At 42.0% G+C, this 16,454-nt stretch carries 14 protein-coding genes; 8 read left to right on the top strand and 6 right to left on the bottom strand.

Going from position 1 to position 16,454, the window contains the following annotated elements; all coding sequences use genetic code 11:
- Positions 1 to 95: 95 nt before the first annotated feature.
- From porK to LA303_RS13365, 3 genes are all read right to left on the bottom strand, one after another.
- Positions 96 to 1,451 (bottom strand): T9SS ring complex lipoprotein PorK/GldK, encoded by a 1,356-nt coding sequence (porK, locus tag LA303_RS13375; protein ID WP_240525882.1) that lies wholly within the window; start codon positions 1,449 to 1,451, stop codon positions 96 to 98.
- Between the two features lie 44 nt (positions 1,452 to 1,495).
- Positions 1,496 to 2,455, bottom strand: a complete 960-nt coding sequence (locus LA303_RS13370; RefSeq protein WP_240525881.1) for a PorP/SprF family type IX secretion system membrane protein — start codon at positions 2,453 to 2,455, stop codon at positions 1,496 to 1,498.
- 104 nt (positions 2,456 to 2,559) lie between these two features.
- Positions 2,560 to 5,076: a putative LPS assembly protein LptD gene (locus tag LA303_RS13365; protein WP_240525880.1), complete on the bottom strand. Its 2,517-nt coding sequence runs from the start codon at positions 5,074 to 5,076 to the stop codon at positions 2,560 to 2,562.
- Between the two features lie 173 nt (positions 5,077 to 5,249).
- Here LA303_RS13365 and LA303_RS13360 point away from each other — a divergent pair, with 173 nt between their 5' ends.
- Positions 5,250 to 6,395 carry an N-acetylmuramoyl-L-alanine amidase family protein gene (locus LA303_RS13360; protein WP_240525879.1) on the top strand — a complete coding sequence of 382 codons (1,146 nt, stop codon included), beginning with the start codon at positions 5,250 to 5,252 and terminating at the stop codon, positions 6,393 to 6,395.
- A gap of 66 nt (positions 6,396 to 6,461) precedes the next feature.
- Entirely contained in the window at positions 6,462 to 7,409 is a 948-nt protein-coding gene (locus LA303_RS13355) for an MlaD family protein (protein ID WP_240525878.1), read from the top strand.
- An 18-nt stretch (positions 7,410 to 7,427) separates the two neighbouring features.
- On the opposite strand, the gene LA303_RS13350 is transcribed toward LA303_RS13355, so the two are convergent.
- Both LA303_RS13350 and LA303_RS13345 read right to left on the bottom strand, forming a co-directional pair.
- Positions 7,428 to 8,972 carry an OstA-like protein gene (locus LA303_RS13350; RefSeq protein ID WP_240525877.1) on the bottom strand — a complete coding sequence of 515 codons (1,545 nt, stop codon included), beginning with the start codon at positions 8,970 to 8,972 and terminating at the stop codon, positions 7,428 to 7,430.
- Between the two features lie 70 nt (positions 8,973 to 9,042).
- On the bottom strand, positions 9,043 to 10,569 hold the full coding sequence (locus LA303_RS13345) for an FG-GAP repeat domain-containing protein (protein ID WP_240525876.1): 1,527 nt from the start codon (positions 10,567 to 10,569) through the stop codon (positions 9,043 to 9,045).
- Between the two features lie 111 nt (positions 10,570 to 10,680).
- Here LA303_RS13345 and LA303_RS13340 point away from each other — a divergent pair, with 111 nt between their 5' ends.
- The 6 genes from LA303_RS13340 to pth all read left to right on the top strand — a co-directional run bounded on the left by LA303_RS13340 (position 10,681) and on the right by pth (position 15,819).
- Positions 10,681 to 11,406 carry a type 1 glutamine amidotransferase gene (locus tag LA303_RS13340; RefSeq protein ID WP_240525875.1) on the top strand — a complete coding sequence of 242 codons (726 nt, stop codon included), beginning with the start codon at positions 10,681 to 10,683 and terminating at the stop codon, positions 11,404 to 11,406.
- Between the two features lie 38 nt (positions 11,407 to 11,444).
- Entirely contained in the window at positions 11,445 to 12,293 is an 849-nt protein-coding gene (locus LA303_RS13335) for a histidinol-phosphatase (RefSeq protein WP_240525874.1), read from the top strand.
- Positions 12,294 to 12,344: 51 nt separating this feature from the next.
- The gene (locus LA303_RS13330; RefSeq protein ID WP_240525873.1) at positions 12,345 to 13,406 is read left to right on the top strand and encodes an endonuclease/exonuclease/phosphatase family protein; all 1,062 of its coding nucleotides are present in this window, start codon (positions 12,345 to 12,347) and stop codon (positions 13,404 to 13,406) included.
- A 147-nt stretch (positions 13,407 to 13,553) separates the two neighbouring features.
- Positions 13,554 to 14,504, top strand: a complete 951-nt coding sequence (locus LA303_RS13325; protein ID WP_240525872.1) for a ribose-phosphate diphosphokinase — start codon at positions 13,554 to 13,556, stop codon at positions 14,502 to 14,504.
- Between the two features lie 19 nt (positions 14,505 to 14,523).
- The gene (locus tag LA303_RS13320) at positions 14,524 to 15,132 is read left to right on the top strand and encodes a 50S ribosomal protein L25/general stress protein Ctc (protein ID WP_240525871.1); all 609 of its coding nucleotides are present in this window, start codon (positions 14,524 to 14,526) and stop codon (positions 15,130 to 15,132) included.
- Between the two features lie 123 nt (positions 15,133 to 15,255).
- Positions 15,256 to 15,819: an aminoacyl-tRNA hydrolase gene (gene pth / locus LA303_RS13315; RefSeq protein WP_240525870.1), complete on the top strand. Its 564-nt coding sequence runs from the start codon at positions 15,256 to 15,258 to the stop codon at positions 15,817 to 15,819.
- 51 nt (positions 15,820 to 15,870) lie between these two features.
- On the opposite strand, the gene LA303_RS13310 is transcribed toward pth, so the two are convergent.
- A complete protein-coding gene (locus tag LA303_RS13310; protein ID WP_240525869.1) occupies positions 15,871 to 16,449 on the bottom strand; it encodes a hypothetical protein in 579 nt (192 codons plus the stop codon).
- Positions 16,450 to 16,454: the final 5 nt, after the last annotated feature.

Below are 16,454 nucleotides of genomic sequence, written 5' to 3'. Positions count from 1 at the left end.
TAAGTTACGGTAAGTTCTTGTTTTGTTAAAATCCCAAAATCCCATAATGCAATAATGTTTCTTTGTTTGTTTTTTACTGTGTTAGTTGCTGTTATTTAATGATAAACCCGTGATGCACGGTTGGCATTGTCGCCTTCATTTCTACCCAGATACGGCTGGATACAGCGGAATCCGATATACGATTTTGCCGTATCCTGATATTCGTAGGCACGAGTTGTTACCTGCAAATAGTACGCAATATCTTTCCATGATCCGCCACGAATTACTTTTCTTTTCATGGAAGGAGGATCGTCTTTTTTTGCGTTGTAAGTGTAGTTCGGATTCATGTCCCACGAGAGGTTATAAGAAGACGGGTCGTAGGCACTGTTGGTCCATTCGGCTACGTTACCGGCCATGTCATACAAATCAAATCCGTTAGGCGGATAGTGTCCGACGACAACTGTCCGTAAACCGCCGTCAGCCACATAATTGCCCCGCAACGGTTTAAAGTTGGCCAGGAAACAGCCTTTGGCATTCCGGGTGTAAGGTCCTCCCCACGGATAAGGATTCAATTGGTTTCCGCCACGGGCAGCCCATTCCCATTCGGCTTCGGTCGGAAGCCGGAATTCTGAGAGAACCGTGCCTCCTTTTCTTTTTGCCATGGCATTGTTCAGCAATTCGGTTCTCCACACACAAAAAGCTCTGGCCTGATTCCAGTTGACTCCTACTACAGGATAATGATCATATGCCGGATGAGAAAAATACTTTTCCGTCATCGGATCATTAAAAGAGTAGGTAAAATCAGTAATCCACACCAAAGTGTCAGGATAAACGTTAATGGTTTCGTTGTGAACATATTCAGAACGTGTGTGATGCGGAATGTTTTGTCCGGGATGCGTACGTTCACGCAAATGGTCCATGGCTGCTGCATGTAAGTCAACCCAGTAATAAGAATAAATCAGCTTACGGGTGTCAATTTCTTTGTGTCTGAAAAACCTTTCATTTTCCGGGAGATACATTTGTTCTAAAGCGTCCCGGATATCTTGATCCTGGCTGTTCCAGTCGATTTTTGTTTTCCAGTTTAACTTGGGTGGGTCATAAGTTTCTCCGGTTTTCGGATTTTGCTCGATCAGATAATCATCCGGCCGAATGTCTCCCAAAATCGTGCGGGCAATGGAATCGCGGACCCAGTCGACAAACTGACGGTATTCATCATTGGTAATTTCCGTTTGGTCCATGTAAAATCCCGACACGGAAACTGTTTTTGGTTGAATTAAATGACTGTGAGCAATGTCTACACCACCGGCACCCATGGTAAAACTCCCCTGCGGAATAAAGACCATTCCGTATGGATGGGGTTGATAAAAAGGTCTCGTATTGGGCCGTGTGCCCACCAACTCTCCGGTATTTGAATTACTACAGCCTGCCAGGAGAATGACTGCAAACAAATATAAATACCAACTTTTTTTCATTCTATTTTTATTAAATATCTTTTAATTCCCTATTATACCGTTTTTTACAGATATCGGGTGTTTTTATAACTGGTTTTGTTTTTGTTTATCTTCAGTTTAAAGCAATAACTCAGGGTGATTTCGTGACTCCCCGGAACTCCCATCGATAATGTGGAAATATCGTACGAGTACCCGAAATTGAATCCCTGGTAATACACACCAACCATTATCGCTACCGATTCCTGGTAGCGATAGTTGATACCGCCCCAAAATCTGTTATTGTAATTAACGACAGTAGAAATATTATATTGTGTGGAAACCAAATCAGATTGAATGAGTAGCGACGGCTGGATTTCGAAACGATGATGCGATGGTAAAGCAAATGAATAACCTGCTACGAGGTAAAAAGTACGGTCGGTTTGATAACGAATCGTTGTTCCGGAAGTACTCAGGTCTTTTCCCTGCGATTCCAGAAGATTGGTAGCCGACAGCCCGATGTAATAATTGCTGTTGGATTTGAAAAAGAAACCCAGGTTAGCATCCAACATCATGGCGCTTTGCTTGGAGTTCAGCAATACCGGGTCGTTTGACTGAACCGGTTTGAATTTGGAAAAATCGATGCTGCGGTTCAGCAGGTTAATGCCAAGGCCCATTCCGAGTACTCCGGCTTCGAGTTGCAGGTGATAAGAATAGGAAAACCGAACCCCTACATTGGTTTCAAATCCCAGTTTGTCCTGTATGATGCTTAATCCGGCACCACCGTGAATAGCGGTTACCGGTGCATCGGCTGTGATCATAAAATCTTGGGGAGCTATTTTATTTCCGTCTTCATCTTTAAATCCGGCCCATTGTTGACGGGCAATGCTGTGGATGCAAATGCCCTGATTCAGGCCGGCGTATCCGGCATTAACGTACATGTAGGATGAAGTATACTGGGTAAATGCCGGCTCTTGTTGGGCCAACAACCCGGTAGTCATTCCCATGACCAGAATAAAAAGCAAAAATTTTCCCCAAGCAGTAGGCATAAATTTTATCTGATTTTTTAAGAGGCTAAAATAGAAAAATTCTTCTTGCTAACCTGTAAGCAAAATATTTCAACGAATTTTAAGACACTCTTATTATGTTTTGATTAGTAATAATCACGAAAGTCTTTCTTTTTGGTCAATTTCAAATCTTGCAGAATGCTGGATTTTACATTGATGCTAAAATCCCAGCTTTTGCGTGGACCGGTAGGAATCCAGCTGAAACGCATTTCCCAGCAGTGCAGATTCCGGTACAGGCTCATTCGGGTAAACGAAAGTTCGTTATTGGTAAAATCCCAACCGGTTTGGACCGTTACTTTCCAGTTGGGAGTAATGTTTACCTGCCCTCTTAAAGCCAGGGTTTGTATTATTTTACGGTTTGGTGGCCATTCGTAATTTAGAAACACCTTGTTGTTTGTATATGTAAAATTGTAGCTGAGATTAAGGCTCCATGATACACCCCAGTCAATGTAATTTTCCGGATGGTTTAATATGTCGTTAGCCTCTGATTCAGGCGCTTTTTTCAGTACTTTTTTTTCACGGGCCTTTTCTGCTTCGGCCTCCTTTTTCCCTTTTTTAAAATCTTTGTCGCTTAGCTGAAAATTAAAGCTCACATTCCAGGAAGTATTGTTTACCCGGAACAGTCGCCGGTTGACCTGCCATTCGGTTTTGTTGATGGTTCGCCCTGCCGAGTCAGTAACGTAAGGGTATAAAACGCTGCTATATTGCATGGTAAGGCCTTTCCATAAGGTAGTTCTCCCCGAGAGGTACAGATTAGACATTCGTAATGAATCTTTGGCAAAGTCATAGTTTCCCGAAATGGTAAAGTTTTGAATAAGGGGAATTTTTTTTGTCCCGGTAATGGTATCTTTTCGCGACCGGACTTTAATTTCAAGACTGTTGGAAATGCTGAAGTTGATATTTCCCACTTTTTGTGTTCCGGGGGCCCCATATATAAAACCCTGGTAGCGGGAATAGAGGATTTGCTGTCCGGTTGTATCGGTATACATTCCGGTATAACCCCATTTTTCACTTCCAAAATCAGGAACGTAAGAAAAACCAATCGATGGTGTAATAACATGACGGATGGCCCGTAAAAATCCTTTCTTAAAACGCAGCATCCCGTAAAGTTTTGTGGTAAGCGAAGCGCTTAAGCTAAAATCGAACAGGTTGTTAAATCCCGGAATGGTATCGGTTTTCAGGTAAGTGGTGTCTTCACCTGATATGGGAGAAACTTCATTCACAAAATATTTACGCAAACTTTCAAAATACATGCGGTCAGTAAAATTGGCGGATGTGGTAAAGGTGAAGTATTTTAATACTTTCATTGGCAGGCTGATTGGAACTTTATGAATGATACCGTTTTGCATGTCATGACTGAATGTTTGTTGGGTAAAAAGCATAGAGTCGGTGGTGCTTACCTCGTTTTTTGCAGCCATGGAGTAGGAAACACTCAGATTACTGAAGGGGTTTTTGGAGATACTGTTTTTCTTCCGGAATGGATAAAAACGGTTGACGGTAAAACTGAGTTCAGGTAAAGTAACCTGTACCAAATGGGTTTTGGTGTTTTGTGAATGGCTGCCACTGAGGGTAAGAAAATATTTTCCGTCCCAGCTTTTCTGATATGCAATACTTGATTGAAATTGATTAGACAGGTACGTGTTAATATTAACGGTATTATATTTTACATAGTTGCTGGTGATGATGTTTACATTGGCTGAAAACCGGCTGTTGGGGTGTGCTTTCGGATCTTGGTTATAGGTCCATCCCACACGAAAGTCCTTGGTGTTGGAATAATCAGGATCTCCTTTGGTGTTAATGACATTCCTTGCAATGGAAAAGTTAAGGCTTCCGTTGTATTTGTATCGTTTTCGGTAAGTAAAAACGGGGGATATTTTCCAGCTGCCACCTGTGTAAATGTCACCCGTGATTTTCAGGGTGACATAATCACTCATGGCCCAGAAAAATCCACCGCCCTGAAGGTAAAAACCCTGTGTAGCCGACTCACCGTAAGTAGGAACAATAAATCCGCTTTGCCGTTTCGGGTTATTGGGAAAAATACCAAAAGGTAATGCCAGCGGAACCGGAACGCCTTCAATTTCCATGTACACCGGGCCGGTAACAATCAGTTTGTTAGGAATAACCCGGGCCTTTCCAAAACGAAATTCATAGTGCGGATGTGCCAGGTTACAGGTAGTAAACCAACCTCCTTTTACGTTTATTGAGTTGTCAGGCATCCGTTTTACTACGCTGCCATGCAGAAAACCCTGATCTTCTTCTGTTCGTACATCGTGTACAATTCCTTTTTTTGTGATAAAATTGTACGTCATACTGTCGGCAGTAAAAGATTCACTCCCCTGTTTAAAAACAGGTTTTTCCACAATTTTTCCGGTGGAATCTTTTATGCCTTTGGCAAATACGGTATTGTTGTTAAAGTCAACCCGGATATAACCGGCTTTTAAATCAATATCGCCATAAGTTACTTCGGCTTTTCCGTACAGGTAAACCTTTTTGTGTGCCAGATCCTGTACAATGGAATCCTGGGCATGGCGTACCAGATCAAATTCAAGATTTACCGGTTTCTTAGCTTTTGTGGAGTCTGCAATGGAATCATTTTTTTGCAAGGTATCCGAAAGAGAGACAAATAGAGGGGAAAATACCAGCCGGTTTTCTGTTTTGGCCCTTGCGGGGATGAACAAAAGCAGAAAAATAAACCAAACGGATGTTGATAAATAACCGGATATTTCTCTCCTGAACAAAATGTTTCTCTTATTTTTGTTTACAATAAATGGTGTCCATGACAATTTTTGCAAATATAGGGTCTATATTGAAACAAGGTCTTATCAAACGAGGCCTTTTCTTATGGATTGTCCTGAGTATGGTTTTTTATTCGGGAAGTCCTGTTTTTGCCCAGCGGGGAGTTAAGATTTCTACTGTGGTGATTGATGCGGGACACGGCGGAAAAGATCCCGGTGCTTCCGGAAAACATACCAAGGAGAAAAATGTTACCCTGGCCATTGCCTTGAAATTGGGCTATTATATCCATCATTACATGCCGGATGTCCGGGTGATTTATACCCGCAAAACCGACCGCTTTATCCCTTTATACAAACGTGCCGAAATTGCCAATAAAAATCATGCGGATATTTTTATTTCTATTCATTGTAATTCCAATCTGAGTTCCCGACCTTATGGAGCTGAAACCTATGTCCTCGGTTTGCATAAAAATGAAGCCAATCTGGAAGTAGCCCAAAAAGAAAATGCTTCCATTTTGTATGAAGATAATCCAAAAGAATATGATGGTTTTGATAATTCTCCGGAATCATATATTTCTTTAAGCCTGTTTCAAAGTCCGTATTTGAAAGAGAGTTTGGATTTGGCCAATAAAATTGAACAGCAAATGCGTGCGGTAGCCGGCAGAAAAGCGCGGGGTGTTTTTCAGGCGGGTTTTTTGGTGTTGTGGCGAACGACGATGCCCAGTGTTTTGATCGAAACCGGTTTTTTGAGTAATCCGAAAGAGGAAGCTTTTTTAGCTTCATCAAAAGGACAGACAAAAATTGCGTATGCGATTTACCGGGCTTTTAAAGCGTATAAAACCGAATTCGAAAGAGAAAATGCAGTTCATCATCCAACCACTTCCGTTTCACATCAAAGTGCAGGAAAAGGAACTTCCGGTACCCGGGTTGAATATCGGGTGCAGTTTTATACTTCATCCCGTGCTGTGCCGGTTTCGTCGTCAAGATTCAGGGGAATATCATCGGTAACGTATTATAAACAAAATGGTTTGTATAAATATACTGCCGGCCATTTTTCCAGCCTTTCACAGGCCGTATCTTATCAATATGCGTTGCGAAAAAAAGGTTTTAAGGATGCTTTTGTGGTTGCATTTTCCCAAAACAGGCGCATCAGTTTGTCGCAGGCGAAGAAACTAAAAAAGAAATAGCAAATATTTTATACTTTTGTTATCATAATTCGTTGCCTGAAACGTTACTTTTTAAAGCACAGAACCGTGAAAAAAATTACACTCATTTATATTGGCGCTACTTTTATTTTAGCAATCGTTATTTTTGTTTGGGGATATAATTACCTGAAAGGTAAAGATTTATTCTCAAAACAAATGATTTTGTACAGCCGTTATCATAAAATAGACGGTTTGGTAACCGCCAATCCGGTATTGATTAATGGTAAACAGGTAGGTTCGGTAAACCGAATTTATTTTGCTCCGGATCATTCGGGCGATCTGATTGTTACTTTTTTAATTAAAGATCGCTTTCCTATTCCTAAAAATACGATAGCCCGTATTGTGAATGCTACTTTGCTTGGAGCCAAATCGGTAGACCTGAAACTGGGCAATTCAAACCAGTATGTTCAAAGTGGCGATACCTTAAAGGGAAGTGTGGAAGTTACCCTGAAAGATGAGGTGAGTTCGGCACTGGCTCCCATGAAAGCAAGAGCTGAACGAATTTTGTCCAGTGCTGATACCCTGATCAAAGCCATGTCGGAATTGTTGTCGAAAGAAACCAAGGGAAACCTGAAAGAAAGTTTTCATGATGTGGCCGGTACATTACATAATCTGAATGTTTCCTCTGCCGAATTAAAGATGATGATCGGCGAAAGCCGGGTTCATGTCACCCGTACGCTGGCCAATCTTGATTCGCTGACAGGTACGCTGAGCAGCAGCCGGGGCGATTTAAAAGCAACAATTACAAACCTTCGGTCGGTTAGTGATTCTCTTTCTACGGCAGATATTGCCGGAACTATCCGCGAAGCAAAAGCCTCGCTGGAACGGGTTAATCGTTTACTTGCTAAAATGAATCAGGGAGAAGGAACCATTGGCCAGCTGATGGTGAACGACAGCCTGTACATGGAGCTGAACAAATCGGTACGAGACCTGGATTTGCTTTTAAAAGACATGAAAGAAAATCCGCATCGGTATTTGAAATTTTCTGTTTTTTAGTAGATGTCTCCCGGTTTTTTATTCCTGTTTCCTGAAGATGTCGTATTTGGAACGCGGCCGCCATTTTCCCATCCACGAGAAGCCTTTTAAAATACGGCCTTCCGGAGGTAAATCTTTTTCGGGGTACATGGTTTCCGAAGCCTGTTCCACGTAGTTAATGGCTTTTATCTGGTTGTTTTTTACTTTAATGACCATGTAACTGGCCTCTGCTTTGTTAATCCCGATTAAGTGCTTGTCGTCGCCTCTGACCCAGTAAACCGACTGGGCATTTCCATCCACTTTTACCTTGTAAATTTGGTTGTGATGAAAATACCCGGTCATATTCCGGCCTTTGATCTGATTATAGTTGTCCAGCGTATCAGAAGAAATAATGAAAGCGGTATTAAACATGGTAAGCGAATCGAGCTGGTTGTTGTGGGTAACAATAAAAATGGAATCGGCGGTTAACTGATTTTTTCCGGTCCATAAGACCGGTGTGTGATAAAGCCGGATAGTAGAATCGCTGACAGCATAAGCCAGTGAATCGCACATTCCCTGCAGATCGGTACGGTAAAACCGTACCGAGTGGTAAGCCAGCATTTTTTTTGCGTGGTGTTTCCGGTCAAAATAAACCCACAAGGTATCGGCATGCAAAAACATGGAGTCTTGTTGGTCGTAAGTAATGGCTACGGCACTGTCGGTAACAAAAGTCACCCCGCGGTTATTCCAGATTTCAGCCAGCCGGCCTTTGATAAGCAAACTGTGCAGCGTGTCCAATACCTGAATACTTCCCATGGCACGCCCGAAACCGGTGTGATTGTTGTAATAGATACTGTCGGCTGTTAATTGTTGTTCGCCGCTGGCAATTTCCGGTCTTTTTCGCATTTGAACCATTCCGGAAATGGTATTGTACCAGCCGTCTACACATTGTACGGTGCTGTGGTTTCCTTGAATCAGGGTAGGCCCTTTGAAATAGGCCGTTCGGGTAATGGTATGATAGATTAGTGTGTCGGCATGGGTTACCTGGTCAGGATTGGTAAGCACCACATTTTTTTTGAAATAAAAGATTTTGTTCCGGGTATCATAATCTCCCCGCTGGCTTTTTAAAACATTGGAGTCTGACACAATGGTTCCTCCCACATCATAAAAAGCAATGCCGGTTATCCGGTTATATACAAGATGCTCTGTAGTTAATACAGCTTTCGGATCTTCCAGTTTAACATGACCAAAAAGTTCTCCGATACGGGTCTTTCCGTTGTAGTGTAACCGGTCGCCATAAATATTCAGCGTATCATTTACATTGATGTGTACATGACCAAAAGCATCAAGATTACGGACTTTATCATTAAGATAAGCACTATCGCAAATAAAGAGAGTAGAGTCTTGTTTGAGCCGTACATGACCAATAAGTTGTGTGATGTTCTTGTTAAAACGGGCGTTATAGTAATAATGGTCGGCATGCAGGATGTGAATGCGGGTTTTACGCTGGGCAAAACCGGCTGTAGAGATAAGCCAGAACAGTAAAACAGGCAAAAGAAACCGCCAGGATATGTGGACAGACTGCTGCAAATTTTTTTTGTACAAAAATAGAAGTTTTCGGCAGTAAGCTGCCGGCATTTTTTAAACAAACACAGAAACCCTTTTTCTGGTTAAATTACCACTCCAGAAAATGGATCTTAAATCCTTTTGATTTGTATTCCCGAATGGCAATGCTTCTCGATTTTTCAGCTTGTGCACGGGTGGGAAATCCGTTTTGGATAATATCAGCCTGATTAAACTGTACCCAGAACGGAAACTCTTTCCGGATAATTTTATTGAATTTTCTTTGTAATTCGTATTCGTAAGTTTGTTTTTTTACCGGACCGAAGAAGACATGATAATCTTTTTTTCCTGTACCGTAAAGATCACAATAGCACGAAGCATACACATAAAAGTAGATGTTTTTGGCCATGGGTGGCACTTTGGTATTGTAGGTAAAAATGCCGGTATTGGAAGGCGAAACGGCTGCTTTCCGGCTGGTGTCTACGCGAATAGGATCGTTACGGTAAATTTTAGTGTAAAATCCGTATTGTGAAGACATTCCGGAAATGATAACATCTAAATCACCATCATTATCATAATCACCAAAATGTCCATCACTCATATAAAGACCGATCAAGCCGGCATGGATGTCGGTAAATACATCATTGCGGTCATTCCGGAAAATGCGTGAAACCGGGCCACTGGCTGCTTCTCCGGTTATAAGCAAGTCGGGATCGCCGTCGTGATCAAAATCACCCCAGGCCACCGAACCGGTGCGTACGCCGATCAGTCCCGGAAAAGCAAGAGAAAAGTTTCCGTCCCCGTCATTTTTATACAGCTTGGTAACAAAGCGTCCGTCCTGGGTTTCTCCGCAAATCACGAAGTCCAGATCCCCATCCAGGTCTTCATCGGCAAAAGCAGCGTTGCTTAAGCTCAGTGGAATGAAATTGACCGGAAGACGGGTAAATTTTCCGTTTTGGTTGACAAAGATGGCGGTAATATATTTTCCGGATGCCAGTGTGCCGGTAACAAGAACATCCAAATCACCATCCTGATCGATATCTGCCCATTTGGCTGTGCCGAAATGTACGCCGGGCAAACCGGCATGAATCCGGGTAAAATGATTGTGCCGGTCGTTTCGGTAAATCCAGGTTACCGGTCCGTTGGCGCTTTCGCCGGTAAGCAGCAAATCGGGGTCGCCGTCGCCGTCAAAATCGCCCCATTGCACCGAACCGTCTTTCAATCCGGGAATACCCACATTTACAGGAATAAACTGGGATGTCCGTTTGTTATTAAGATAAAGCAAAGCTATACTGCGTCCGTTGACGTCTTCGCCGGTGATGAACAGGTCTTCATCTCCGTCCAAATCTTCATCTGCCCAGTCGAATGCGCCTCGGTAGACATTTTTTACCGGCGTGATAATCCGGGTAAAATGGTCGTGCCGGTCATTGCGATAAAATTCTGTACTAATGAAATGATGGGATCCTTTGTAGAATTCTCCGGTTACCATTACATCTAGATCACCGTCCTGATCATAATCAATCCAATTGCAGGCACTGCCACTCACGCCGGTCAACCGGGCCTGAATATCGGTAAAAGTTTGTGCCTGAAGTTGCAGTCCCAAAAAGAATAAAAACGGAAAAAGCAGTTTTTTAAACATAGATACAAAAATGACAAAATATTCTTTTCAAAATTAAAGAATATTCGTGGTTTATAAAAACCGGGTAAAATTCCTGTAAAAATTCTCTATTTTTGTAGAAATAAAGCGTTTATGCAATTATTCATCTTTCAGCATGCTGCTTTTGAAATGCCGGGTTTTATTACTGACTGGGCACAACAAAGAAAGGTTGATGTTCAGATCACCCGGATTTTTGATCATGAAGCGTTTCCCCCTCCCGCGAAACCGGATGGCTTAATTTTGCTGGGAGGACCGATGAGCATTCAGGATACGGCCCGTTTTCCTTGGCTGACACAGGAAAAATCTTTCCTGAAAAAGTGGCTGAAAACCGGAAAACCCGTGATGGGAATCTGCCTTGGAGCCCAGTTGTTGGCCGAATTGCTCGGAGCAAAAGTTTATCCGAATGCACAAAAAGAAATCGGATGGTTCCCGGTACAAAAAAATGCTTTTTCGAAACATCCGCTTTTAAATTTGTTTCCTGAGAACACGTTACCGGCTTTTCACTGGCATGGCGAAACTTTTGATATTCCTGCAGATGCTGTTTCTCTGTTTTCTTCAGAAGCCACGCAAAATCAGGCTTTTGTTTGGAACGACCAGGTTTTTGGCCTGCAATTTCACTGGGAAGTAAAACCGGAAAATGTGCAGCTGTTGATCGAAAACGGCGAGGAAGAGATAAACCAAGAAGGGATATTTATTCAATCACCGGAAGAAATGTTGCATGGCCTGGATTTTTTTGACATATCACGCCAGTTGCTTTTTGCTTTGCTCGATTTTATTTTTCTTTCCGGAAAGAATAAACCCGTTGCCGGTTCCCGGTAATGGTTTATAAATTATCTTCGCCAGTAGAATAAAAAATAATGATGATTAATTATCAGTTGCATGTACATTCTGATTTTTCGGATGGTCGTGCTGTTCCGGAAGATTATGTAAAAAAAGCAGTTTTATTGGGTTTTCAGGCACTTGGTTTCTCCGAACATTCTCCTTTACCTTTTTCTACTCCTTTTTCGCTTAAAGCAGAAAAAGGAGATGCCTATGTTCGTGAAACAGCCCGGTTAAAAGAACTTTATGCCGGCAAAATAAAGCTGTTCCGGGCGCTTGAATTTGATTTTGTTCCCGGTTTCTCCGAAAATTTTGCTTTCTGGCGTAAGAAACTTTTGCTCGATTATGCCATAGGCTCGGTACATCTGGTTCGGCCTGATGGCGATGAAAGGCTCTGGTTTATTGACGGACCGGAAAGAAAAAGGTATGACGATGGTTTACAGCAGCTCTTTGGCGGCGATATCCGGAAAGCAGTAAAAACCTATTTTTCTCAGGTGAATCGAATGATTGAAACCCAGCCGTTCGAAATTGTCGGGCATATGGATAAAATTAAGATGCACAATGCCGGACGTTTTTTTCGGGAAGATGAAAAATGGTACCGGAATCTGGTGACTGAAACCTTGCAGTTGATCAAAGAAAAAGATTTGGTGGTAGAGATAAATACGCGAGGGAAATACAAAAAACGGGCACAAGCCTTTTTCCCTGATGGAGAGACCTTGCGACAGGTAAAAGAGATGAAGATTCCGGTATTGATTTCGTCGGATGCCCATCATCCCGATGAGTTGAATCTGTTGGTGGACGAAGCAGCAAACCGCCTTTTGGAAATGGGGATCCGATCGGTGGTTTTTCTGAAAGATGGAATGTGGGAAGAAGTCCCTTTAATCTGACTGTTTTTTTGTAACTTAGCCCAAATTTTGAATTTTTTAACCCCAGTACCCATGAAAAAATTTTTCAAAGGTCTTTTGTTTGTTGTCCTTTTTATAGTGATTTTATTTGTCGGTTTTCTGGTTTACATTACACTTACCGATTATCATCCGGCAAAAGTGGTTAACCTTATGCAACAAGCGAATGCTACAATTGAACCTGTTGATAAAGATACGTTTAATCTGATGACCTGGAATATCGGCTATGCCGGGTTGGGGGCTGAAATGGATTTCTTTTATGATGGAGGGAAAAAAGTTCGTCCGCCCAAAAAAATGGTGGAAAAATATTTAAAAGGAATAGAACATTTTGTTTCGTCACACGATTCCATTGATTTTTGGTTTGTTCAGGAAGTGGACCAGCATTCCCATCGTTCGTATAATATTAATGAGGTAAAAGCCATTTCGAAGGCCAAAAAGGGAAGCCATGCCATTTTTGCGTACAATTACAAATGTAAATTTGTTCCGGTACCGTGGTATGACCCGCTGGGAGCAGTAAAAGGCGGACTCATGACTTTTACAGACTATCCTTACGATGAAGCGGTACGATATGCTTATCCGCTGATTGCCCCCTGGCCGCAAAAACTGTTTTTGCTCGACCGTTGTTTTATTCTTACCCGTTTTCCGTTGGCCAACGGAAAAGATTTGGTGATAATGAATACCCATAATTCGGCTTATATTTATGATAGTTTGTTGCGGGTAAAAGAATTGAACATCCTGAAAAATAAAATGCTGGAAGAATATTCTAAAGGAAATTATGTCATTGCCGGAGGCGACTGGAATGCCAATCCGCCGCATTTTAAACCCAAGGGAAATTATGATGGAAACCGGTTTGTGCCTACAAAGGTGCAAATGAGCGACAAAACTTTTCCGCCATCGTGGAAATGGGCGTATGATGCTACGGCACCCAGCAACCGACAAAACTATCAACCGTTTGTGAAAGGCGAAAACGGAACAACGACCATCGATTATTTTGTTCTTTCGCCTAACGTGAAACTTGTTCGTGTAAAAACCATTGATTTGAATTTTGCCGACAGTGATCACAATCCGGTTTATATGAAAGTGGTTTTAAAACAGTAGTTTGGAGAGATCCGAAGAATTTCGTTGTGCGGATTCTGTAAATGCCTGTAAGATAAACCACTTAAAAAAAGTCAAAAATTAAAAAAGCTGTGGTTTACATCTTTTTTTATATTACTTTTGCACCGCATTTCAACGAGTAAAATCATCATGCAGGACCCATTGGTAAAAATTTTTTCCGGCCGGCAAAGCAGATATCTTGCGGAAAAAATAGCTGAAGCTTACGGAACCACCCTTGGCAAATCGGAAGTGATTCATTTTTCTGACGGAGAATTTCAAACTTCTTATGAGGAAAATATCCGGGGGCGGGATGTATTTATTATTCAGTCTACTTTTCCTCCGGCCGACAATATTCTGGAACTCCTTATGATGATTGATGCCGCTAAAAGGGCATCGGCGCGTAAAATTGTGGCAGTCATTCCTTATTTTGGATATGCCCGGCAAGACCGGAAAGATAAACCCCGTGTTTCCATCGGCTCTAAAATGCTGACAAACCTGTTGACGACAACAGGTATTGACCGGTTGATTACCATTGACTTGCATGCTGACCAGATTCAGGGATTTTTGGATGTTCCGGTAGATCATTTATATGCATCGGTCATTTTTTATCCGTATCTGAAAAGTCTTCAGCTTCCGGGTTTGATGATGGCTTCGCCGGATACCGGCGGAACACGGCGGGCGGCTTCTTATGCCAAAGCACTGAATACCGGCTTTGCCATTTGTTATAAACAGCGTTCAAAACCCAATGTGGTGGAAAAAATGCAACTCATCGGAGATGTAAAAGATAAAGACGTGGTATTGGTGGACGATATTATTGATACGGCCGGTACCATTACCAAAGCCGGTGAATTGATCATGGAAAAAGGTGCACGGAGCGTACGGGCTATGGCTACGCATGCTATCTTTTCTGGAAATGCCGTCGAGAATTTGAAAAATTCTCCTTTTCAGGAAATTATCGTTACGGATACCATTCCGATCAAAGTAGATTGTAAAAAAGTGAAAGTGCTTTCTACAGCATCGCTTTTTGCAGAAGTAATTAAACGGGTAGAAAACTATGAATCCATTAGCTCTCTGTTTAATTTGGGGAGCAGTATTAAATAACTAAATAAATTTTTAAAACATGAAAACAGTATCATTGAGCGGTTCGTCAAGAGCGAACGTAGGGAAAAAAGATGCTAAAAAACTGAGAAAGGAAGGAAAAGTTCCTTGTGTAATTTACGGAGGTAAAGAACAAAAACATTTCTATCTCGATCAGAAAGATTTCAAAAAAATCATCTTTACCCCTGAAGTATTTATTATCAAAATCGACCTGGAAGGAACAACTTACGAAACCATCCTGCAGGACATTCAGTACCATCCGGTAAGTGATTTCGTTTTGCATGCTGATTTCCTTGAACTGACTCCGGGTAGAGCCGTAACACTGGCTATTCCTGTTCAACTCGAAGGAACAGCTCCTGGTGTGGTAAAAGGAGGAAGATTGCAGCTTAAATTGCGGAAACTGCGCCTGAAAGGAAAAGTAGAAGATATGCCTGAGCATGTTGTGTTGGATATTTCCGGTTTGGATATTGGTAAATCCATCAAAGTAAAAGATGTTCCGGTAGAAAATGTACAGTTTCTTGATCCGGCCAACGCCGTAGTTGTCAGCGTGAAAGCTGCCAGAGGTATTTCTGCTGCTGAGCTGGAAGCTGAAGGCGAAGAAGCCGAAGAAAGCGAAGAAGCCGAAGGATAAAAAAATTAAGCATAATTTTTTGATAAGGGTTAAAGTTTTATACTTTAACCCTTTATTTTTGCCGTAAAAAAGAGTTGGTGCGTGAAAAAAGGGAAAAACGTCCACTAACGTAAAACAAGAAAAATGAAATATCTGATAGCCGGCTTGGGAAATGTAGGTGTTGAATATGCTAATACCCGGCACAATATTGGTTTTATTATCGCTGATGCTTTGGCCAATGATTTAAAGGGCCGTTTTGAAACACAGCGACTGGCAGCAGTGGCCCATTTAAAATATAAAGGCCGGACGCTGGTGGTGATTAAACCGACTACTTACATGAACCTGAGCGGAAAAGCCGTAAAATATTGGTTGGAAAAAGAAAAAATTCCTTTAGACCGGTTGTTGGTTGTGCTGGATGATATTGCTTTGCCACCGGGTGCTCTGCGGTTGAAAAAGCAGGGGGGTGATGCCGGGCATAACGGACTCGCTGATATCATTGAGAAACTGGGAACTTCGGTTTTTCCCCGGCTTCGGTTTGGTATTGGCAATGATTTCCCGCGTGGATATCAGGTGGATTATGTTTTAGGACAATGGTCTCGTGCTGAAACAGATCTTTTAATTCCCCGGGTGGAAAAGGCCGTGGAAGTCATTAAAAGTTTTGTAACCCTGGGAATTGACCGTACGATGAATTTGTACAATAATAAATAAAAAACGCCGGAAATAATTCCCGGCGTTTTTTGAATGTATATTTTGTGTGGGTTATTTGTGGGTTTCTTTTACCCGCATATCGCCAAGTAAAACATCCCAAAATCCAATTAATCTTCCGCCAATTTGCGTTTCTTTACGTTTGACATAAACCGTAATGTCTTTTTTGGTGGTGTCCTGGTACACCAAACGGCCTTCTTTGTCGTATCCTTTAAATTTCTGGAAAACCGTAATGACACCAACATAAGTACCATCGGGCTGACGTTGTAAGTCGCTGACATAATCAATTTTATACCATTGTATTTCTACTTTGCTGTAGTTCAGTCGCATCAGCCGTTCAAAATATTTTCGTACACCGTAATAGGCAATTTGCGGACGCAACAGCGAAGAAACCCCGATTTCAGAACCTTGCATAAAAAGCTCTTCTGCCCGGTCAATAACCCGGTTAGCTTCGCTCCAGGGTGTGGTTTTACTTCCGATGATGGTGATATATTTACTTAAATCTCTGACTTTTTCGAGTGCCAGACTGTCTATAGCCTGTTTTCTTTTGGGGTTGAGGGTTTCCTGGGCTGTGGCGGGCATGGTAATCATCAATCCCAGCAAAAAAAGGAGAGAATAGGTGATTTTTTTCATGGGTT

Source organism: Candidatus Sulfidibacterium hydrothermale (assembly GCF_020149915.1).
Taxonomy (GTDB): Bacteria; Bacteroidota; Bacteroidia; order Bacteroidales; family F082; genus Sulfidibacterium; species Sulfidibacterium hydrothermale.
Note: the sequence above shows the minus strand (reverse complement) of the source record. Positions and strands in the feature narration are given on the sequence as shown.

Bases quoted from the DNA above. Each gene is read 5' to 3' on its own strand.
- porK (WP_240525882.1), bottom strand. From the start codon at position 1,451: ATGAAAAAAAGTTGGTATTTATATTTGTTTGCAGTCATTCTCCTGGCA.
- LA303_RS13370 (WP_240525881.1), bottom strand. From the start codon at position 2,455: ATGCCTACTGCTTGGGGAAAATTTTTGCTTTTTATTCTGGTCATGGGA.
- LA303_RS13360 (WP_240525879.1), top strand. From the start codon at position 5,250: ATGACAATTTTTGCAAATATAGGGTCTATATTGAAACAAGGTCTTATC.
- LA303_RS13345 (WP_240525876.1), bottom strand. From the start codon at position 10,569: ATGTTTAAAAAACTGCTTTTTCCGTTTTTATTCTTTTTGGGACTGCAA.
- LA303_RS13340 (WP_240525875.1), top strand. From the start codon at position 10,681: ATGCAATTATTCATCTTTCAGCATGCTGCTTTTGAAATGCCGGGTTTT.
- LA303_RS13335 (WP_240525874.1), top strand. From the start codon at position 11,445: ATGATGATTAATTATCAGTTGCATGTACATTCTGATTTTTCGGATGGT.
- LA303_RS13330 (WP_240525873.1), top strand. From the start codon at position 12,345: ATGAAAAAATTTTTCAAAGGTCTTTTGTTTGTTGTCCTTTTTATAGTG.
- LA303_RS13325 (WP_240525872.1), top strand. From the start codon at position 13,554: ATGCAGGACCCATTGGTAAAAATTTTTTCCGGCCGGCAAAGCAGATAT.
- LA303_RS13320 (WP_240525871.1), top strand. From the start codon at position 14,524: ATGAAAACAGTATCATTGAGCGGTTCGTCAAGAGCGAACGTAGGGAAA.
- pth (WP_240525870.1), top strand. From the start codon at position 15,256: ATGAAATATCTGATAGCCGGCTTGGGAAATGTAGGTGTTGAATATGCT.
- LA303_RS13310 (WP_240525869.1), bottom strand. From the start codon at position 16,449: ATGAAAAAAATCACCTATTCTCTCCTTTTTTTGCTGGGATTGATGATT.